12 protein-coding genes are annotated in these 16,605 nt (G+C 48.3%); 7 read left to right on the top strand and 5 right to left on the bottom strand.

Annotation, left to right across the window (positions count from 1 at the left end; all coding sequences use genetic code 11):
* Positions 1-36 precede the first annotated feature (36 nt).
* Complete coding sequence (locus Pan241w_RS04790; RefSeq protein WP_145211737.1) at positions 37-933, bottom strand: phytoene/squalene synthase family protein; 897 nt, start codon at positions 931-933, stop codon at positions 37-39.
* A 468-nt stretch (positions 934-1,401) separates the two neighbouring features.
* Here Pan241w_RS04790 and Pan241w_RS04785 point away from each other — a divergent pair, with 468 nt between their 5' ends.
* The 3 genes from Pan241w_RS04785 to Pan241w_RS04775 all read left to right on the top strand — a co-directional run bounded on the left by Pan241w_RS04785 (position 1,402) and on the right by Pan241w_RS04775 (position 4,560).
* A complete protein-coding gene (locus Pan241w_RS04785; protein WP_145211733.1) occupies positions 1,402-2,304 on the top strand; it encodes a DUF1559 domain-containing protein in 903 nt (300 codons plus the stop codon).
* 264 nt (positions 2,305-2,568) lie between these two features.
* The gene (locus tag Pan241w_RS04780) at positions 2,569-4,191 is read left to right on the top strand and encodes a CehA/McbA family metallohydrolase (RefSeq protein WP_145211730.1); all 1,623 of its coding nucleotides are present in this window, start codon (positions 2,569-2,571) and stop codon (positions 4,189-4,191) included.
* Positions 4,192-4,302: 111 nt separating this feature from the next.
* Entirely contained in the window at positions 4,303-4,560 is a 258-nt protein-coding gene (locus Pan241w_RS04775; protein ID WP_145211727.1) for a hypothetical protein, read from the top strand.
* A gap of 8 nt (positions 4,561-4,568) precedes the next feature.
* On the opposite strand, the gene Pan241w_RS04770 is transcribed toward Pan241w_RS04775, so the two are convergent.
* A complete protein-coding gene (locus Pan241w_RS04770; RefSeq protein WP_145211725.1) occupies positions 4,569-7,055 on the bottom strand; it encodes a CehA/McbA family metallohydrolase in 2,487 nt (828 codons plus the stop codon).
* Between the two features lie 78 nt (positions 7,056-7,133).
* The gene (locus tag Pan241w_RS04765) at positions 7,134-8,183 is read right to left on the bottom strand and encodes an aldose epimerase family protein (protein WP_232107356.1); all 1,050 of its coding nucleotides are present in this window, start codon (positions 8,181-8,183) and stop codon (positions 7,134-7,136) included.
* Between the two features lie 738 nt (positions 8,184-8,921).
* Here Pan241w_RS04765 and Pan241w_RS04760 point away from each other — a divergent pair.
* The 4 genes from Pan241w_RS04760 to dnaA all read left to right on the top strand — a co-directional run bounded on the left by Pan241w_RS04760 (position 8,922) and on the right by dnaA (position 13,056).
* Complete coding sequence (locus Pan241w_RS04760) at positions 8,922-9,554, top strand: RNA polymerase sigma factor (protein ID WP_145211718.1); 633 nt, start codon at positions 8,922-8,924, stop codon at positions 9,552-9,554.
* 6 nt (positions 9,555-9,560) lie between these two features.
* Positions 9,561-10,127, top strand: a complete 567-nt coding sequence (locus Pan241w_RS04755; protein WP_145211715.1) for an anti-sigma factor family protein — start codon at positions 9,561-9,563, stop codon at positions 10,125-10,127.
* A 124-nt stretch (positions 10,128-10,251) separates the two neighbouring features.
* Positions 10,252-11,187, top strand: coding sequence for a GNAT family N-acetyltransferase (locus Pan241w_RS04750; RefSeq protein ID WP_145211712.1), 936 nt, complete (start codon positions 10,252-10,254; stop codon positions 11,185-11,187).
* A gap of 348 nt (positions 11,188-11,535) precedes the next feature.
* Complete coding sequence (dnaA, locus tag Pan241w_RS04745; protein ID WP_145211709.1) at positions 11,536-13,056, top strand: chromosomal replication initiator protein DnaA; 1,521 nt, start codon at positions 11,536-11,538, stop codon at positions 13,054-13,056.
* Between the two features lie 25 nt (positions 13,057-13,081).
* Here dnaA and Pan241w_RS04740 read toward each other — a convergent pair whose 3' ends face one another.
* Positions 13,082-15,370 carry a tetratricopeptide repeat protein gene (locus Pan241w_RS04740; protein WP_198000324.1) on the bottom strand — a complete coding sequence of 763 codons (2,289 nt, stop codon included), beginning with the start codon at positions 15,368-15,370 and terminating at the stop codon, positions 13,082-13,084.
* Between the two features lie 483 nt (positions 15,371-15,853).
* A complete protein-coding gene (locus Pan241w_RS29265; RefSeq protein ID WP_198000323.1) occupies positions 15,854-16,486 on the bottom strand; it encodes a hypothetical protein in 633 nt (210 codons plus the stop codon).
* Positions 16,487-16,605 lie beyond the last annotated feature (119 nt).

The raw sequence follows: 16,605 nt of genomic DNA, 5'->3' as shown, positions 1-16,605 counted from the left end.
CGATTATCGGGAGCTTTCTTTTTATGCCTCTGAGCTTCATCTGGGAGAGCGGCTGGAATTCCAACGTGAAGTGACAATGGCTTCGCCCGCGATCAACAACTTCCGCCACTTCGGAAGACCTGCCCGCGATGAATAGACGTCATATTCCATTCGCTCAATTTCATTCAGAATCCCACCATAAATACGATACATGGCTTTCAGGATCCCTTGACCGGCGGGGGAAATATAATCCAACAGTCGTTCCGAGTTTTGATAAAACGCTCTTGTCCGTTGAACCTCAAACTGCATCAGGCTTCGTAACCGTTGATCGTAAATCCGTGATTGAATGTCGGCGGGTGTGTAGTCAAAGCGGATCAGGTCTTCCTGAGGTAAATACACGCGTCCCAGTTCAATGTCCTCAGACAGATCTCGCAGGATGTTGGTCATTTGAAAAGCGAGTCCACATTCAATCCCCGCATCAAAGGCACGCTCATCATGAAATCCCCAGATGTGAATACAACACAAGCCCACAACCCCGGCCACGTGATAGCAATAGTCGGCCAGCGCATCAAATGTTTCATAAGTGACAGGCTCTAAATCAGATTCCACGCCCGTAATCACATCGAAAAAATACCGTTGCGGAATTTCATAACGACGAATGATATCCATCAAAGCCGGGAAACAGGGATCAAAGGGGGCATTCTCTGAATATGTCTGATCCTTTAACACCCGCTGCAGTTCACATCGCCACTGCTTTAAGGAAGCCGCCCGCTCTTCGGGTAAACGCTGCGGTTGATCTCCCAGGTCATCGACGGTCCTCATATATGCATACAGCACGCACATCGCCTGAAACTGCTCCCTGCGCAACGCGAGAAAGGAATAGTAGAAATTCCCTGCAGTCTGTTTTGCCAGTTGCTGGCAGTAAGCATAGGAATCAGAAAGGGATGCAGTCATCGAAACTCGTGAATCAGCTGAACACAGGCTGGTTATCAAACATTGATCCGCCATCATAACCACCGGCAATGTAAATTCAAATCCGCGTCTCTTTTTACGGAACAGATCCAGTTCATCAAATTTTCACGAAATATCATCCAGACACAGGAAACCATCATCGGGACAAACATACACACTGTCAGTCCAAAGGAATCAGCCCTGCTTTTACGAAGGATTTCCCCTTGATTTTGTCGGGAATCCCCTAAAAATAGACTAATTCATATCAACTCTGGCTCCTCTTGTGAGCGTAAGATAAAGACAGCATTCATTCCCAAATGCCGGATTCCCAAACCCAACTTAATCGCGCATACCAGGAGCTAATGCAATTTATTTGCAATAGACATTGACTACTGCAAATGATTTGCAATAATGATTGCATTGTTGCATTTATATTGTTCTCGATTTCCAAAAACGTTCTGGAGTCCAGTTATGAAGAGTATCAGGAATACCCGACGCGGCTTCACCCTGATTGAGCTACTGGTTGTCATTGCCATTATTGCGATTCTGATTGCATTACTTTTGCCAGCCGTACAACAAGCACGCGAAGCAGCTCGCCGTAGTCAGTGTAAGAACAATTTAAAACAGATTGGTCTGGCGCTGCACAATTACCATGAAACTCATAGCATCTTCCCTCCCGGCTGGATCGGCGTTCAGCCAGGCGTTGGTGCCAATGTCGAGTACGGCAGTGGTTGGGGCTGGGGAACAATGGTTCTGCCTTACCTGGATCAGGCACCTCTTTATAATAAACTCAACTTCGATCTCGATATCAATAATCCGGCGCAACCCACTGGATTGATTGATCAGACTCTCACGGTATTTCGTTGCCCTTCAGATCCAGCCGACAATACGTTCGATCTTGAAGAAGAAGGAAATCCAGGAAATGTCCTCGCTAAGCTGGCAACCGGTAATTATATCGGGGTGTTCGGTAGCGATGAACTGGATGATTGTGAAACCGTCCCGGCGGGAACTGCCTGCAAAAGTACGGGACTTTTCTACCAGAACAGTAATACCCGTTTCCGTGACATTACTGATGGTACATCACAGACTCTGTTTGTTGGCGAACGCAGAACCGATAAAACCGCCGGCTGGTATTCCACCTGGGTCGGCGCAGTCCCGGAAGGTGAAGAAACATTTGCCCGGGTTCTCGGCGCGACAGACCATGTCCCCAACGACCCTGCCTCTCACTTTGACGATTTCAGCAGTCATCATACTGGCGGCACTCAGTTTCTGTTTGGCGATGGGCGCGTGCGTTTTATCACCGAGAATATCGATTTAGGCGTCTATCAATCCCTCTCCAGTATCAGAGGAGGAGAACTCACCAGCTTCGACTAAGCTGTTTGCATAAACTACACGCGAGCGGTAGGCGCTGCATGTTATGACCAGGCATTAACTCAATGTCTGGTCATTTTTTATTTCCCGCTCAGTCCAGCAGACTTTGCAATGGATTCACGACCGGGTAATCTGAATGAAGCATGATTCATTCTGCCTTGCCGCCTTACCTGCCACCGAGGAGACACTGTGATGCACTTCAATCGAAAGCACACATTTTTTATATGTCTATCCTTTTCGTTATTTTGCAGCCTCAGCCTGTGCAGCATGCTACAGACAGCGTCTGCCGATCTGGCTTTACTGCAAGTGCCGCTCAAAGCGAAACAGACATCTTCCCAGCAAACTAAACAGCCACAGTGCAAAGTAAAACTACGTCTGATTGAAATCAATCCGTCGGGAAACAAGCAGACTGTCCCTGGCCTGCTGCGTGTTTTTGATGCCGAGGGGAAACGAGTTCTGTTACCCGAATTACTCAATCGGGGAACGGGAGTGAAGACCAGCCCAGAATCAGAACAGACGGGCATTCACAGTTGGTCGGTCATCCCGCAGGAAGTGCAGATCCAACTCCCTCAAACCAAAGTGACCCTCGAAGCACTTTCAGGACTGGAAACCGAGCTCACCCAAAAGACCATTGACCTCTCGCAACAGTCATCAGCCAACATCACATTACCGCTGACCCGTTTTTCGAAACGGACTTCCAACTATAAAACGGCTAACACCCATCTGCATATCATGAAGCTAAGTAGAGAGGAATGTGATCGCTATCTGACACAGGTCCCGTCAGCAGATCGGCTTGATCTGGTTTTCGTCTCGCATCTGGAACGTGCGATTGCTGATAAAACTTACATTACCAATCGCTATTCGAAAGCAGATCTAAAGACGCTCTCGAAGAAGTCGGGGGTTTTATTTGGCTGGGGAGAAGAGCATCGGCATAACAGCTCCGGATACGATGAAGGCTACGGTCATGTCATGCTGTTAGATATCAAACGACTGATCCAACCGGTCAGCATCGGTCCGGGAATCATGAAACAGGGTACCGATGGTATCCCTTTATCGCGCGGCATTAAAACCGCGCTCAAAGACCAAACAACAGTTATCTGGTGCCATAATGCCTGGGGGACGGAATCCACGCCCAACATCATTCAAGGCGACGTCCATGCCGTAAATATTTTCGATGGCGGCACCCGCAGCACATACGAAGACAGTTTTTATCGCTATTTAAACGCGGGTTACAAAACTCCTTTTTCCACAGGCACCGACTGGTTTCAGTACGATTTTTCACGCGTCTATGCGGCCCTGAATGCTCCCTTAACAACAAGCTGGCTGGAAAGTTTAAAGGCGGGAAGAACCTTTATCACCAATGGCCCTTTACTGGATTTACGGATCAATGAAAAAAGCATCGGCGATCAACTGCAGCTCTCAGCAGAAAATGATGAAATCACGATTCACGCATCTGGCAAAGGACGGGTTGATTTCGAAAAACTGGAGCTGGTTCACAACGGTAAGGTGATCGCAACCCGAGAAACGTCTCCTCTACAGAACCATTTTGAAGCAAAACTAGAATTGAAACTCAAGATAGACCAACCTGGCTGGATTGCATTACGCACTCCCTCTCCCTCTGTTCCCCAAAATCCAAAACGACAGCAGAAAACGCCCCTCAATGAATATGGACGGGAATTATTTTCACACACCAGTCCCATCTACCTCGAATGGGAAGGGAAAACAAAATTCGACCTGAAGCAGGCTCAGGAATTCCTGAAAGAAATGCAGCAAAACCGGGATCAAATCGCAAAACAATTTCTGTTCGCCGACGATCATGAACGAGCCCAGGTTCTGGATGTTTACTCTGACGGGATCGAAAAACTCTCACAGCAAATCAAAAGTCATTAAATTACAGACAGGATTCAACTCTTGAGTCTTACTGATGTTTATCCTAAAATAAGCAACCCGGCAGGAGTTGTGCTAAGACCTGCCCTCATTGACTTCAGAAAGATTTTTGAAATGAATCGATTCCAACTCACTCTGGTATGCCTGATCACATTTGTCAGTTGTCCACAACTGTTTGCTCATCCCGGTCACGGAGCGGAGCAAGCTACAAACCCGCATGGCATCCTGCATTACCTGACAGAGCCGGTTCATTTGATCCCTTTTGCCGCAGTAGGACTGTTTGTCTTGCTGTTTGTCAGTGGAAAAAAACTTCTGAAACAGAAACGCGATCAGCGGCAGAAAGTCACCGTCTCCCGCAACGACAGCAAATAACATCTGCCTCAGTTCGTGCGGACTGCTTCTTTGGCACGTTGGAGATAGGTGCGAATCGCCCGTTGGTAAGTTTGCTCGGCTTCAAGTCGCTCCTGTGCGGCAATGATTTTGTTTCGATTTTTCCAGAGCAACTTAATCGTCTCGGCACACCAGAGCGCACTCTCGCGCGAGGCGCGGATCGGTTTCTGATCAACAATCACATTCACCGGGTTCGTGTGTAATTGTGGAAACTGACGTAATGCAATCCAGCTGCTACGTTCAACGGGTACATTAAAACGAAGTTGATGAATTTTACCGTCTGCAGGTACGGTCTGCTTAGCGACAACCTGACCGTTCTGCACAATTTCAATCAGTCTCTGACCACCGGTCACATACTCGGAATTTCGCGGTGCATGCAGGATGCGTGTGTCTCCCTGTGCCCGGCGTCCCTCCGGAGCATCTAATAATCCATACGCAACCGCTTTGGGAGTTTCAGGAGCAAAGCAGACGGCTGCTGTAATCTCAACAGTTTCCGGCTGGTTCAAAGAAACATTTTCAAACCCGGGAGACGCACCATTCACTTGGAACTTCAAAGCATGGGCAAACCCATCGGAGACATAGGAACGTCCTCTCCTGATTCCATCACACCACTGGCTGAAATCCAGTTCGTCCACGTCACCGAGTTGCACATAGACTCTCCCCTGCCCGACACGTCGACTGCTCATGCAGGGAAAATCGGTCTCGCCACTGACTTTGAGTGGAAAACCACAATTCAAAATATGATACCAGGTATTCCATTCGGGAATGCGTTCTGTGTCCATCGCACTCACAAAATCACAAACTCCTTCTGCAGTACTCACACAAATCTCCATTGCACCGCCGCCGTTCATCTCGGGGACAGCCAGATTCGGCAGCTCATCCGCCGCCTGCTCTAACGCGTGTGTCAATTCCTGCACGCTCAATTCACCGTTGTCATCCTCATCGATTTGTTGAAATGGTTTAGCTAATAACCCTTGTGCTGCTTCGTTCGAGTTCAGGGTCTGCGACTTGTCCTGATCCAGATTCTGTAAAAAACGTTGTGCGGCCTGGGGAGGATTGACCCTGAGCGCTGAATGGGGATAACCAGTCACGCCCCCCTGCTCTTTACACCAGCGCAGCACAGGTACAGTCCAGCTCGGCCAGCCCGTTGTGGTTCCCAGAGTGCCGGGGTAAGTTTGGTTCTGCAGGTTCAACAGACAAACATGCCCCAGCGCGGCGGAACCAAAGCCGCTGATTTCCAGATCATATTTCAAAACCGTCAAAGGCTCACTCACCCGGTCTGCCGTCGAAGCAAAAAACTGCCGCTGCACATCAAAGCAAGGTCCCCAGGTTAAAACGCAACCTACATTCAACCCTTCCCCTTTCACCTGACTGAACATATCGCGCGGCGTGACTCCCTTGGTCGGGTTGTCATAATGCGCACAGCCGGCAGCATGAATATGATGGTCGCCGGAATAAAAACCGTAGTCGCGTGGATTCACCCAGCGTTTCAAAGGAACGTCAATTGTCTGTGGACTGCCGGATGAAATCGTGACCTCTTTCGTGAGACGCTGGTACTCCGGTCCTCGACTATATTCCATTTGAAGTTTTCCAGCAGGTAGCAATACGGTCTCTCCATCCTGTCGGTAGATCTGTGGCTGAAAAAAGAAATCCGGAGCGAGCCGTTTGGCCTGCAAAGGAAAGACTCGCCCCTGTTGATCGCGGAATTCCAGTCTGGCAGCTGTTGGCTGGCCGTCAAAATCTCTGATCGAGAGTTTTACAGGAACCGCTGACTGTACATCAAACAGCACGGGAACTTCTCCCCGAAAGCCAATATCCTGTGTTCCCGCTCCCACATCAAATTCTAAAGTCACCTCCCGTTTTCCTGATTCATGACAGTAGATCAAGGCGATCGCATACTCCACTTCGAGTCCACTCAACTTGACGGTCATCGGACTCGCTTGAAACAGTTCAACTTCCAGAAAACGGTCTGACGCGTTTTTCGTATTCTCATTCCGATTTAATTCGGTTTGTGCCTGTCGTTTCAAACTGTTGAGCGCTGCGCCAGAATAAACGGGACCTGCCTGCGGGCTGGAAATCTGTAATTGCCGTGTTACCGTACTATGATTAATCACCTTGATCACGAACGGCGTAAACCCGCCTTGCTGCAACACGGCCTGAGCAGGTCCGCGGGCAACTTTGGTGCGGACTTCCGGGTTAAGAGAAACCACGCACAGGACTTCGGAATCGAGAAACCTCTGGATCGATTTCGCATCACGTTCATCACAAGCGGTTTTCAGTTTCTTTACCAGCAGCTTTGGAAGCGGCGTCCCCAGATAATCGAGTGCTGCCACCAGCCGTTTCACATTCGCCGCCAGTGGTTGACCTTCGACTACTTCCACCGCAGGCTGGTTTGGATCTGCCCAAACAGAATTCGTCTGGAACTGCACGAAAAATAGACAACAGAAAGCCCAGGCAAGGAAAGATACCCTACACATCTTTGTTTCATTGCGGAGGAAACCAGACAACGTCATTCAGCGTCTCCCACTCAAGCTTGAAGTTTCATTTTTTATGGATTACTCGACCGAAAATTTATGAACGGTCGTCTGTTCGTAAACTTCTCCCGGTTTCAAAATCGTGTTCGGAAACTCTGGTTGATTTGGTGAATTGGGAAAATGTTGTGCTTCCAGACACAGTCCACCATTCTTGGGATATCCGCCGCTTGCTTCGGTCCCATCCAGAAAATTTCCGGTATAGAACTGAATTCCCGGTTCGGTCGTGAAGATTTCCATAACACGACCGGAGTCGGGATCTTTAACACGCGCCGTAAACGCCGGTTGTTTCTCTGAGGGATTAACGACCCAGCAATGATCGTAGCCTCCTTCAACCTGCGCAATGCGTTCGCCGATTTTATGAGCCGAGGTAAAGTCCATCGGCGTCTCTTTGACTGCAGCCAGTTTGCCTGTCGGAATTGCCACATCCGAGACCGGGAGATACTGATCACAATTCAAAACCAGTTCCTGATCCAGAATGGTTCCTTCTCCTGCCAGATTCCAGTAACAATGATTGGTCACATTGATCGGCGTGGCCTGATCGCTAGTCGCCGTATAGTCGATCTTGAATTCGTTGTCATTATTGAGCGTATAAACCACGTTCAGTGTCAGCTTGCCGGGATAACCTTCTTCACCATCTGGACTCACCAGACTTAAGCGAACTCCCACTTCATCTTTCTTGGAAAAACTTTCCGCCGCCCAGACTTTCTTATCGAAACCCTGCTCGCCGCCATGTAAGTGGCTGGGCGGGTTATTCTGGGCTAGTTGATACTCTTTGCCATCCAGCGTGAATTTGCCATCGGCAATCCGATTCGCATAGCGGCCGCAGATCGCACCAAAATAAGGACCTTTTTTCTCATACTCAGCTAAGGTGTCAAATCCGAGCGTGATATTTTCCGTTTTCCCTTCGCGGTCCGGCACATACACGGCAGTGACAATCGCACCATAGTTGATAATGCTGACACTGACCCCTTTATCATTGGAAAGCAAAAACTGGTTGATTTCCTGACCATCAGCCGTGGCTCCGTAAGGCTCACTTTGAATGGCCAATTGAAATTCATTTCCCGTATTCATCGCAGCATCCTTAGAAGTTTCATTCTCTGAAGTGGCCTTAGAAGAATCAGTCGGGGGCGACTTTTCCTGTGAGCACCCCGTCAAAAAAATTAAGAGACCTAGCAATCCGCTACATAATTTCCATTGAATCATCAAAGTATCCTCTCCCTCAGGCCTCATGAAATTGACAGGCTCAGTCCTTAATCATCAGAAAACCAGAATAACAAATCCCACCGCAAATGTAATGCAGAAACACAGATTGCCTCATCCAAACGTTCCCCTCTTGCAGCACGGCTCATACGCAAGATCTGTGAATCCAGACCCACTCACACGGGGTTGAAAACCACGCGTTTGGAACAAAACCCGTCCAAACCCCGTTTTTCTCTCCTCTCGCTGCAGGCAACAACTAGCTGCTCTACCACAAGCGCCCTATCGGGCAGATCGTTATATTCAGAATGAAAGCCAAAACGGAATCTGACGAAAATATCCTCGCAGTCACCATAATTCCATGAATATTGCGCGACCATCATGTTAACAAACCACCTAAACTAATAATCTATAAACACTTAAGGAATTAATTGTTTCCTGCGGCAAATCCTCCCCAAAACGAAGTTTTGCTAGGTATAATTAAGGGTAGGCATATTGATTAGGAGTCTTTTTAACTTCGATTACAGAATTTACAATAAATTCCCATCATTTCTCCCCTCTTAGCCGTAATAAGGTCAAAGCGTGACATTAACGCGGAGAGGGGAGGTAGACATGCAGTTAGAAATGGTCGATAAAAAAATTGAGGAAAGAGACTCTCTACCATCTGGTGGCGTAATTAGTGATGCACGTTTGGTAGAAGCAGTTCGCAAGGGTGATGACAGCGCATTCGGGGAGTTAGTCCTTCGTTATGAGAGACGGCTTATCCGAGTGATTATCCAATTTGTCAAAAGCCCGGAATTAGCAGAAGATCTGGCTCAGGATACATTCCTGAAAAGCTACGAACGGCTTGATCAGTTCGATACGTCCAGGCGTTTTGGTCCCTGGCTGTTTCGGATTGGAGTTAACCAGGCGCTGGATTACCTGCGGAAACAAAAGAGACGAGGCTGGTGGTTGTTATTTAGCGACAGCCCCTCTGAGACTCCCTTTGATCCATCCGTACCGGATCCAAGGAACAAACTTGATATCAATCAGGAAGTTCAGGCGATTCTGGAAGAAATTCCCGAAAAGTATCGGACTGTACTCGTTTTGCGAGATCTGGAAAACTTTTCGACTTCCGAAATTGCCGCAATTCTGGATCGCAAAGAAGCGACAATTCGCTGGCGATTAGCTGAAGCGAGAAATCGTTTTCAAAAACTGTGGTCAAACCGGCAAAATGTTGAAAACTCCATGTCCGGCAAGGAATAAAAAGACATGTACTGCACGCAATGCAATGGTTTAAAGTCAAGAGTCGCTCTGGCCGTCGGTAACGACTTGTCCGGCGCCGAGCTGGATCTCTTGGAAAAGCAACTCAAAAACTGTGAACAGTGTCGTTCCCAATATGAGGAACTGCAAAAAAGCTATGAAGCACTTCAGAAACAGTTCGACAGTGCTCCTGTGCCTTCATTACAGGATAGCGTCTGGCCTCAGGTTTCTGCCAAAATTGCAGCACGTCGCCGGAGAAATCGTCCGACGCAGTTCAATTTTCTCCTACCAACACTGACAACGGTTGCCTGCTGTCTGGCACTGCTTCTGGTGACAAATTCACCACAAACAGAGCAACCGACATTTGATCCGGTAACGGGTTCGCCTCATCCGGTGGGCCTATTGGGTTTTCAGAACCTGAATCCTGTCGATAATGACCTGCAGAATGCTGCGGATCGTCAGTGGGGATCTCCCGAGGGATTACTGAAAACAAATAGCAATCCCTATGGCTACAATTTACCTCGATTAAGACACGATGTGACAAATTCCTATAATTTACACTCCGTTAAATTTTAAGAACTCCTCTCCTTTCCAAACTAAGGCTGGTCAACCGACCAGCCTTTTTTTTATGATACTGCTGTAATCAGTTTGAGTTATATGCTGTTGTAATTCCTCTGCTCCCGATAAATGAAATCTGACAATGTCTATCACCGTCTCTCTCGCCACCACTGACGAACAGTCTGAAGCGTCTGCGTTTATCTTTGCGGATTCATCAGAAGCAGAGCGAGAGACACAAATCCAGGAATTTCTGGAATCGATTCACGGCGGAAAAAAAGACCAGCACCAGATTCTGATTGCCAGAGAGGGCGGAACGCTGATTGGCGCAGGCGTACTGGTCTTTACAGATACCTCGACCGCCTTCTTTTGGCCTCCCTTTACCAGAGACCATGATTGTGCCGACGCTATTTTACAGGAGATGAGCACACGCATTGAGCGTTCCGAGGTTAGTATCGGTCAATCGTTGATCGACCCGGGACAACTCAATCAGCGAAAAATACTGACTCGGAATGGCTTTCCTCACCTGACTGACCTGCTGTTTATGAGGCATCCACTGTCTCAAATCAGTCAATCCGACTCAAAGGAAACGGAACCGCTTGAGTGGGTACAATATGATGAACAGCAAAACCGCCAGAGATTTCTGGATCTTCTGGACCTGACCCATCAGGCTTCACATGACTGTCCAGTACTGAATGACATTCGAACCGCTGAAGAATCCTTAGAATCACATCGCAGCTCTGGTGACTCCGACCAGCAACACTGGTACTTGTTTCAGCGGGAGGGAATTGATTTAGGAGTGCTCCTGTTATCTGAACACCGGTCCGACAATGTCTGGGAAGTGGTCTATATGGGAGTCGCTCCCGAACAGAGGGGACACGGCTATGGAAGTGCCTTTATTCGTCACGGACTACAACAGGCACAGGCACAAAACCAGTCTGGCGTCATCCTCGCCGTTGATCACAAAAATTCGTATGCGATAAAGATTTACGAAGATTTGGGATTTGTCAGACAAAACACATTAAGCGTCCACGCACGATTACGTTCGCAATTCCCTGAAAAAAAATCAGATATTAATTAACATGTTTTGAACAAGAGCTTGTTCTGCCTGATAAAATAATTTTTCGCCAAATTTGTGATTTTCTGCTGGTAAAACGGCTTTTGATTTCGGTCTCAAAATTCTGAAAAAATTCCTCTCCGTTTCTGTTTGACTCTTTGCCAATTCAAGCTAGTATCGGAATCACTGAATGAGTAAACGCAGCGTCGCCTAAGACAATTGCCTGAGATCTTTTCGGCGCTGTTATCAATGGAGCTTTTTAGCGCATCATTTCCAAATATACCTCACAACCATGATCGATACTGAAAAAGCAGGATTTCGCTTTTTCCTGTATTATGGGTGGAAATTTTGCGCGCGGGGGGAGGGTGCAAGATGCAACCCACGTCTTTGGCAGTGGAGGGTACGCTTTGTGTTTCGTCAACAAAGCGACCAACGGAAGCCAAGCTGGGGCCTGCGACAACTGAATCCAATGCGCAATCAATCTATCAATTGCTCGCGCAGCAGGTCGGTGAACGTAGCTTTCAGAACTGGTTTGCTGGAAAAGTCAGTCTCAAATTGGATGGGAACTTCCTTGTCGTAGGAGTCGCCAGCCCGTTTTTATTGACTTGGATGCAGAAAAAATTTTCCTCACCCATTTACGCGACCGCTGTCGCCTGCATCGGCTCTGCGGCTGAATACCGCTTTGAAGTCAATCCCGAGCTGGCCGGTCAGGAAAACAACAATTCTGCAAAAAACGAATTGGCTGAGACCGACGCAGATCATTCAACGGGTTCAACAACGTCGACAACGGAACCGAAACCAGAACGCGAACGGCTTGAGCAGAATCAATCGCGCAAGCAGGCTCCTTATAAAGGCAGACGCTTTTCCGATCTCAGTTCGTTTGTCACCGGAAAGTCCAATCAACTGGCGTTCATGGCAACCCAGCAGGCCAGCGATCAACCAGGGGCTCTGTACAACCCATTATTCATTCACGGCGGTGTGGGAGTCGGCAAGACGCACCTGCTGGAAGGATTCTACCGCAAGGTCAGACAGCAATACCCATCTCTGCAGGTTGTTTTTCTCACGGCTGAATCATTCGGAAACTATTTCTCAAAAGCTTTGCAGGAACGATCGCTGCCCGGTTTTCGCCAGCGATTCCGAAATGTCGATGTCCTGATCATTGATGACATCGACTTCTTTGAATCCAAGCGCATGTTTCAGGAAGAACTGCTGCATACGATCAAACACCTGGAAAGCCATGGTCGGCAGCTGGTTTTCTCGTCTGACAGGCATCCCCGTCTGTTAACCAAAATGAGTGAGGAACTAACCACACGATTTCTGTCAGGCTTAGTTTGCCGCATGGAATCGCCGGAAACCGAATTGCGGCTCGAAATTGCCCGTCAACGCGCCTTGAAATTAAAAACCCGTATTACCGAGGGCGCATTGGAATATGTTGCCAGGCGTTTTACGAATAATGTGAGGGAACTGGAAGGCGCCATCAACTGCTTGCAAACCTATCAGGTAATGACAAATCAGAAAATTACTACATCGATGGCGCGTCAGATTCTGGCAGACCTCGAACGCGATTGCATCCGGATTATCAAACTGGATGATATCAAGCAAATTGTCTGCAACACATTTGGAGTCTCCGAGGCCGATCTGAAATCATCTCGTAGAGCGAGAAATATCAGCCAGCCCCGTATGTTGGCCATGTTTCTAGCCCGAAAACTGACTCAAGCCGCTTATAGTGAAATCGGCGACTTCTTTGGCGGACGCAATCACAGTACAGTCATGTTCGCTGAAAAACAGGTCCGTAAATGGCTCGAGAATCATTCGTCCATCCAGGTCGCACTCCAGGAATGGCCGACGGAAGAAATTCTCGAATCGCTGGAGCAACAGCTCCTGGCCAGTTAACGCACGAAATCAGAACTCACCGAGATCAATACTGCCCCTGGCGTGTGGGAAAGTGATAACGTGAAGCAGGCTGTTGCGTTGCCGGCTGGTCTGCCCCCCACTGAAAGGGTGACGATGATTGCGGAGTCGCATTCTGGTTCATCAATGCCCGGTTCTGATTCTGCACTGGATTCATCCCTTTAGGATAGCCATTTTGCTGAAGCCCCTGGTTTTGATCCGATTCCATTGTCCGCACATTGGCTGGCGCAACGGCGGGGTTACTCGAATACAAGGCAGACGGAGGTAGTGTGGACGGAACTTGTTGAACACCCTGGTACTGCAAAGACGCATTCATCACAGCCCCTTGCGGAGAGGCTTGATTGGAATACTCATATCCTGCCTGCCTGATCCCGCTATTTGACTGCTGCTGATAAACCGGCTGTCCAACCTGAGCCTGTTGGATATTCTGGCCGCCGGGTCGAAATACATTTTGTGACGGTACCTGCGCGGATGCAGGTAGAATCGTTCCTGCATTCATCTGAGCACTCATTAACGGGGAACCATTCGATTGGTTCGGGCTCCCCTCGGCAACAGGAAACATCTGACCGGGTCCCAGGTTCATACCCGTCCGTGCTGCTTCCCGAATCAACTCCTGATCGCTTTGTTGCTGGATATTTCCCGAAGCAGGTTGTCCCTGCTGCGCGGGAGACTGTGTCGCATTAATCTGGTAACCAGGAAACTGTCCCGGGACATGATACTGATTTCCATATAAAGGTTGTCCCGCCCGAGGAACATTCGCAGGCATATTTTGCTGTGGAATTTGCTGGACTCTCATTTGCTGCCCCCCGTGAGGCAGATTCTGATTCTGCACTGGTTGCTGCGGACGTACCCCCTGTGCAATGGGATTTTGATAAGGTTGGTTTTGAAGCTGTCTGACAGGGGCCTGATGTAATTGTCGCTGATTCTGATTTTGATTCAGTTGCTGTTGTTGGTATTGATTCTGTTGCTGCTGTTCTTTCAATGCCCAATAGTTTGATGCCTGCACAGCCTGGGCGATCCCCGGATCACCAACAGGAGGCCAGGCCTGAATCTGAGTTGATCCCGCTACAGGAACAGCGGCGGGCGGACTTGGTTCCGAAGGAGCGGGCATCATTGGTTGTGAATTTTGATAATTGTTGACCGGCATCGGTGCACTGTCATACTGACCTGCCAGCGCCTGATTCGGGTTAATCGCTGGCAGCTGTTGTGCTGCACTCCGTGCCTGGATTGCTTTTTCCCGTTCGCGCTTCATCATTTCTGCAATCTGCAACGTGGGATTATTGCTGGCTTGATTCATTACTGGCTCTGTTGCAGCATGAGGATTCCCAGTTGCAGCGTATTGAACCGGCTGTTGATATTCAGTCTGAACCTGCCCTACCGGCTGAATCCGGGGAACCGAGTTGTCGGGAGCAACCATCTGAACCGGATTTTGATTCGGTACCTGCTGCTGCACTTGCTGCGGTGCTACGCCTGGCTGTACTGTTGGTTGATTCGGATCCACACCTGGAAACAGTTGTGCAAACTTCAGTTGTGCCTGTGCTTCGCTGCCTGTCATTCGAAACAGAGCCAGTGCCTGGTCGTATTGTCCGGTACGTCCGTAGAACCAGCCAAGGTGATCAAGCGAGCGGACATGACCGGGTTGATATTTCAGTGCCTCCTGCAAATACCGTTCACCGTAATCATCACGTCCCTGTAACATGTAAGAATAACCTATATCGCTGAGTAGATCAGAGTTTGACGGATCTAATTTGAGTGCGCTCAGGTAATAGGCTTCGGCTGCAGGAAAATTCTGCTTTTTATCTTCAATAATCGCCAGACGATGCAATGCTTCATAGTTATCTGGATCCATAGAAAGCACGCGTTGATAATACCCTTGTGCTTTCTCAAGATTCCCTGCCCGGTCAGCATCGTATGCCAGGTTCAATTCGCGCAGGACCTTCGATTCATCTGTCGCGATCTCCGGCTGTTGAATCGGTTTTTGGGTAGAACTCAAAGGCAATGCCTGAGATTCTACTTTCGCAGTCAGACGTTTTAGCATTTCCTCTTGTGTTGAAATCTCGGCCAGACTCTCCGGGGAGTCAGATTGTGCGTTTCTCTGCTGTCTCTCCAAACGCCCTTTTTCGCGTTCCGCTGCCATCGCTTCTCGCAAATTTTTCTGGATCGCTGATTCTTCTTCCGTCTCACTCGATTTTTGAGTGAGCGACTCGTTTTTCAAAAAGCGACGAGAAAAAGGAGCAGACTGGCATCCATACACTAAAATGCAACAGAATGTCAGCAAAACAGTATGTTGAAACATTCGAGTTTTCATCGGGTATCAACCTTGATTCAGCGAGTACAGAGCAGATTGCTCTGCTTTATTTGATTCAATAATTACTTCGAAGCCATTAATCTAAAGCAACGACAACAGCAAGATTCCTGAAGAGACAGCGCAAACGCTTGACCGTTGCCTGGATCAGAATCGACCGTGTAGAGGCTTCTTCGATTGAATGAATAGCCTGGAAATGGGAATTGTGATTTAGGGGGAATTTTGAGAGAAATGATTAGACTTGAGATTCAGGCGAGGATTCTATGACGTTTCGTAAATCATGTCGATACGAATCTGAAAACTAATTACCAACTCGCATTTTCGAGAGGTTTTCAGTTGAATTGAGCCTGATGTGTTTTTCTTAAGCCACTGTCAAATAAGCATTTAAAAACGCCATAAAAGCAAAGCTCGTATGGCGTTTTTGATCGTTTGAAGATTTGAGTTCCGTTTTAACCAACAGGAACAGACCTGGAATTAAAATCCAACTCCACCGCCCCCACCGAAGCCACCGCCACCAAATCCTCCACCACCACCGCCGAAGCCGCCGCCCCCTCCAAACCCGCCGATTCCTCCGCGTGTTGAGATGAAACGATAGTAATCAATTTCGGCTTCGCGTGAATTTAAAGAGCGACCATATGGTGTAGAGACAATCGTTCGCTGATCAGCATCCTGGTTTCCCAGGTCGGTTAAAATCCGGGCAACCAACTGTCGTCGATACGCGTCTAGCTCGGGCGCGTAGTTATTATCACTCCGCTCCACAATCACAGGGTAAGGATTGCTTCGCATTCGTGCCCCAATTTCGAGAATATGATCTTTACCATTGGTCGTTAACTCGGCACTGTTCTCTACAAATTCATTGCGGTTGATAATGAAATCGACGGCTTCCGCGTTGGATTCCATCGTGTGATAATGCGCACGATTCACGCTGCCGAGTGGATAGACCTCTGGAATGGCAAATGAACGTTTATGGAATCCCCAATTGCCTCCGCCACCACCAAAGTGGCATTTTCCACACTTTCCTCCCCCCCAACTGCAGCAGCCGGCAACCAGCACGATGCAGGTAGTGGAAAGAATCATTTTATGAAATATTGATAGTCGGGCCATCATGTCCCTCAATTATTTTAACGACGTTTTTTTGCATTTATGATCTCCAGCATCCAACTTCACTTTTAAAGTCAAGCAAAATTGAATCTGGTTTCAAAACCAGTCATGATGTTCTGACTGAT

Origin of the sequence: Gimesia alba (assembly GCF_007744675.1) — a bacterium.
In the GTDB taxonomy this organism is placed as follows: domain Bacteria; phylum Planctomycetota; class Planctomycetia; order Planctomycetales; family Planctomycetaceae; genus Gimesia; species Gimesia alba.
Note: the sequence above shows the minus strand (reverse complement) of the source record. Positions and strands in the feature narration are given on the sequence as shown.

Excerpts from the sequence above, each read along its gene's own strand:
- Pan241w_RS04775 (WP_145211727.1), top strand. The coding sequence starts at position 4,303 with ATGAATCGATTCCAACTCACTCTGGTATGCCTGATCACATTTGTCAGT.
- Pan241w_RS04760 (WP_145211718.1), top strand. The coding sequence starts at position 8,922 with ATGCAGTTAGAAATGGTCGATAAAAAAATTGAGGAAAGAGACTCTCTA.
- dnaA (WP_145211709.1), top strand. The coding sequence starts at position 11,536 with ATGCAACCCACGTCTTTGGCAGTGGAGGGTACGCTTTGTGTTTCGTCA.
- Pan241w_RS04790 (WP_145211737.1), bottom strand. The coding sequence starts at position 933 with ATGACTGCATCCCTTTCTGATTCCTATGCTTACTGCCAGCAACTGGCA.
- Pan241w_RS04770 (WP_145211725.1), bottom strand. The coding sequence starts at position 7,055 with ATGTGTAGGGTATCTTTCCTTGCCTGGGCTTTCTGTTGTCTATTTTTC.
- Pan241w_RS04765 (WP_232107356.1), bottom strand. The coding sequence starts at position 8,183 with ATGAATACGGGAAATGAATTTCAATTGGCCATTCAAAGTGAGCCTTAC.
- Pan241w_RS29265 (WP_198000323.1), bottom strand. The coding sequence starts at position 16,486 with ATGATGGCCCGACTATCAATATTTCATAAAATGATTCTTTCCACTACC.
- Pan241w_RS04785 (WP_145211733.1), top strand. The coding sequence starts at position 1,402 with ATGAAGAGTATCAGGAATACCCGACGCGGCTTCACCCTGATTGAGCTA.
- Pan241w_RS04780 (WP_145211730.1), top strand. The coding sequence starts at position 2,569 with ATGCTACAGACAGCGTCTGCCGATCTGGCTTTACTGCAAGTGCCGCTC.
- Pan241w_RS04740 (WP_198000324.1), bottom strand. The coding sequence starts at position 15,370 with ATGTTTCAACATACTGTTTTGCTGACATTCTGTTGCATTTTAGTGTAT.
- Pan241w_RS04755 (WP_145211715.1), top strand. The coding sequence starts at position 9,561 with ATGTACTGCACGCAATGCAATGGTTTAAAGTCAAGAGTCGCTCTGGCC.
- Pan241w_RS04750 (WP_145211712.1), top strand. The coding sequence starts at position 10,252 with ATGTCTATCACCGTCTCTCTCGCCACCACTGACGAACAGTCTGAAGCG.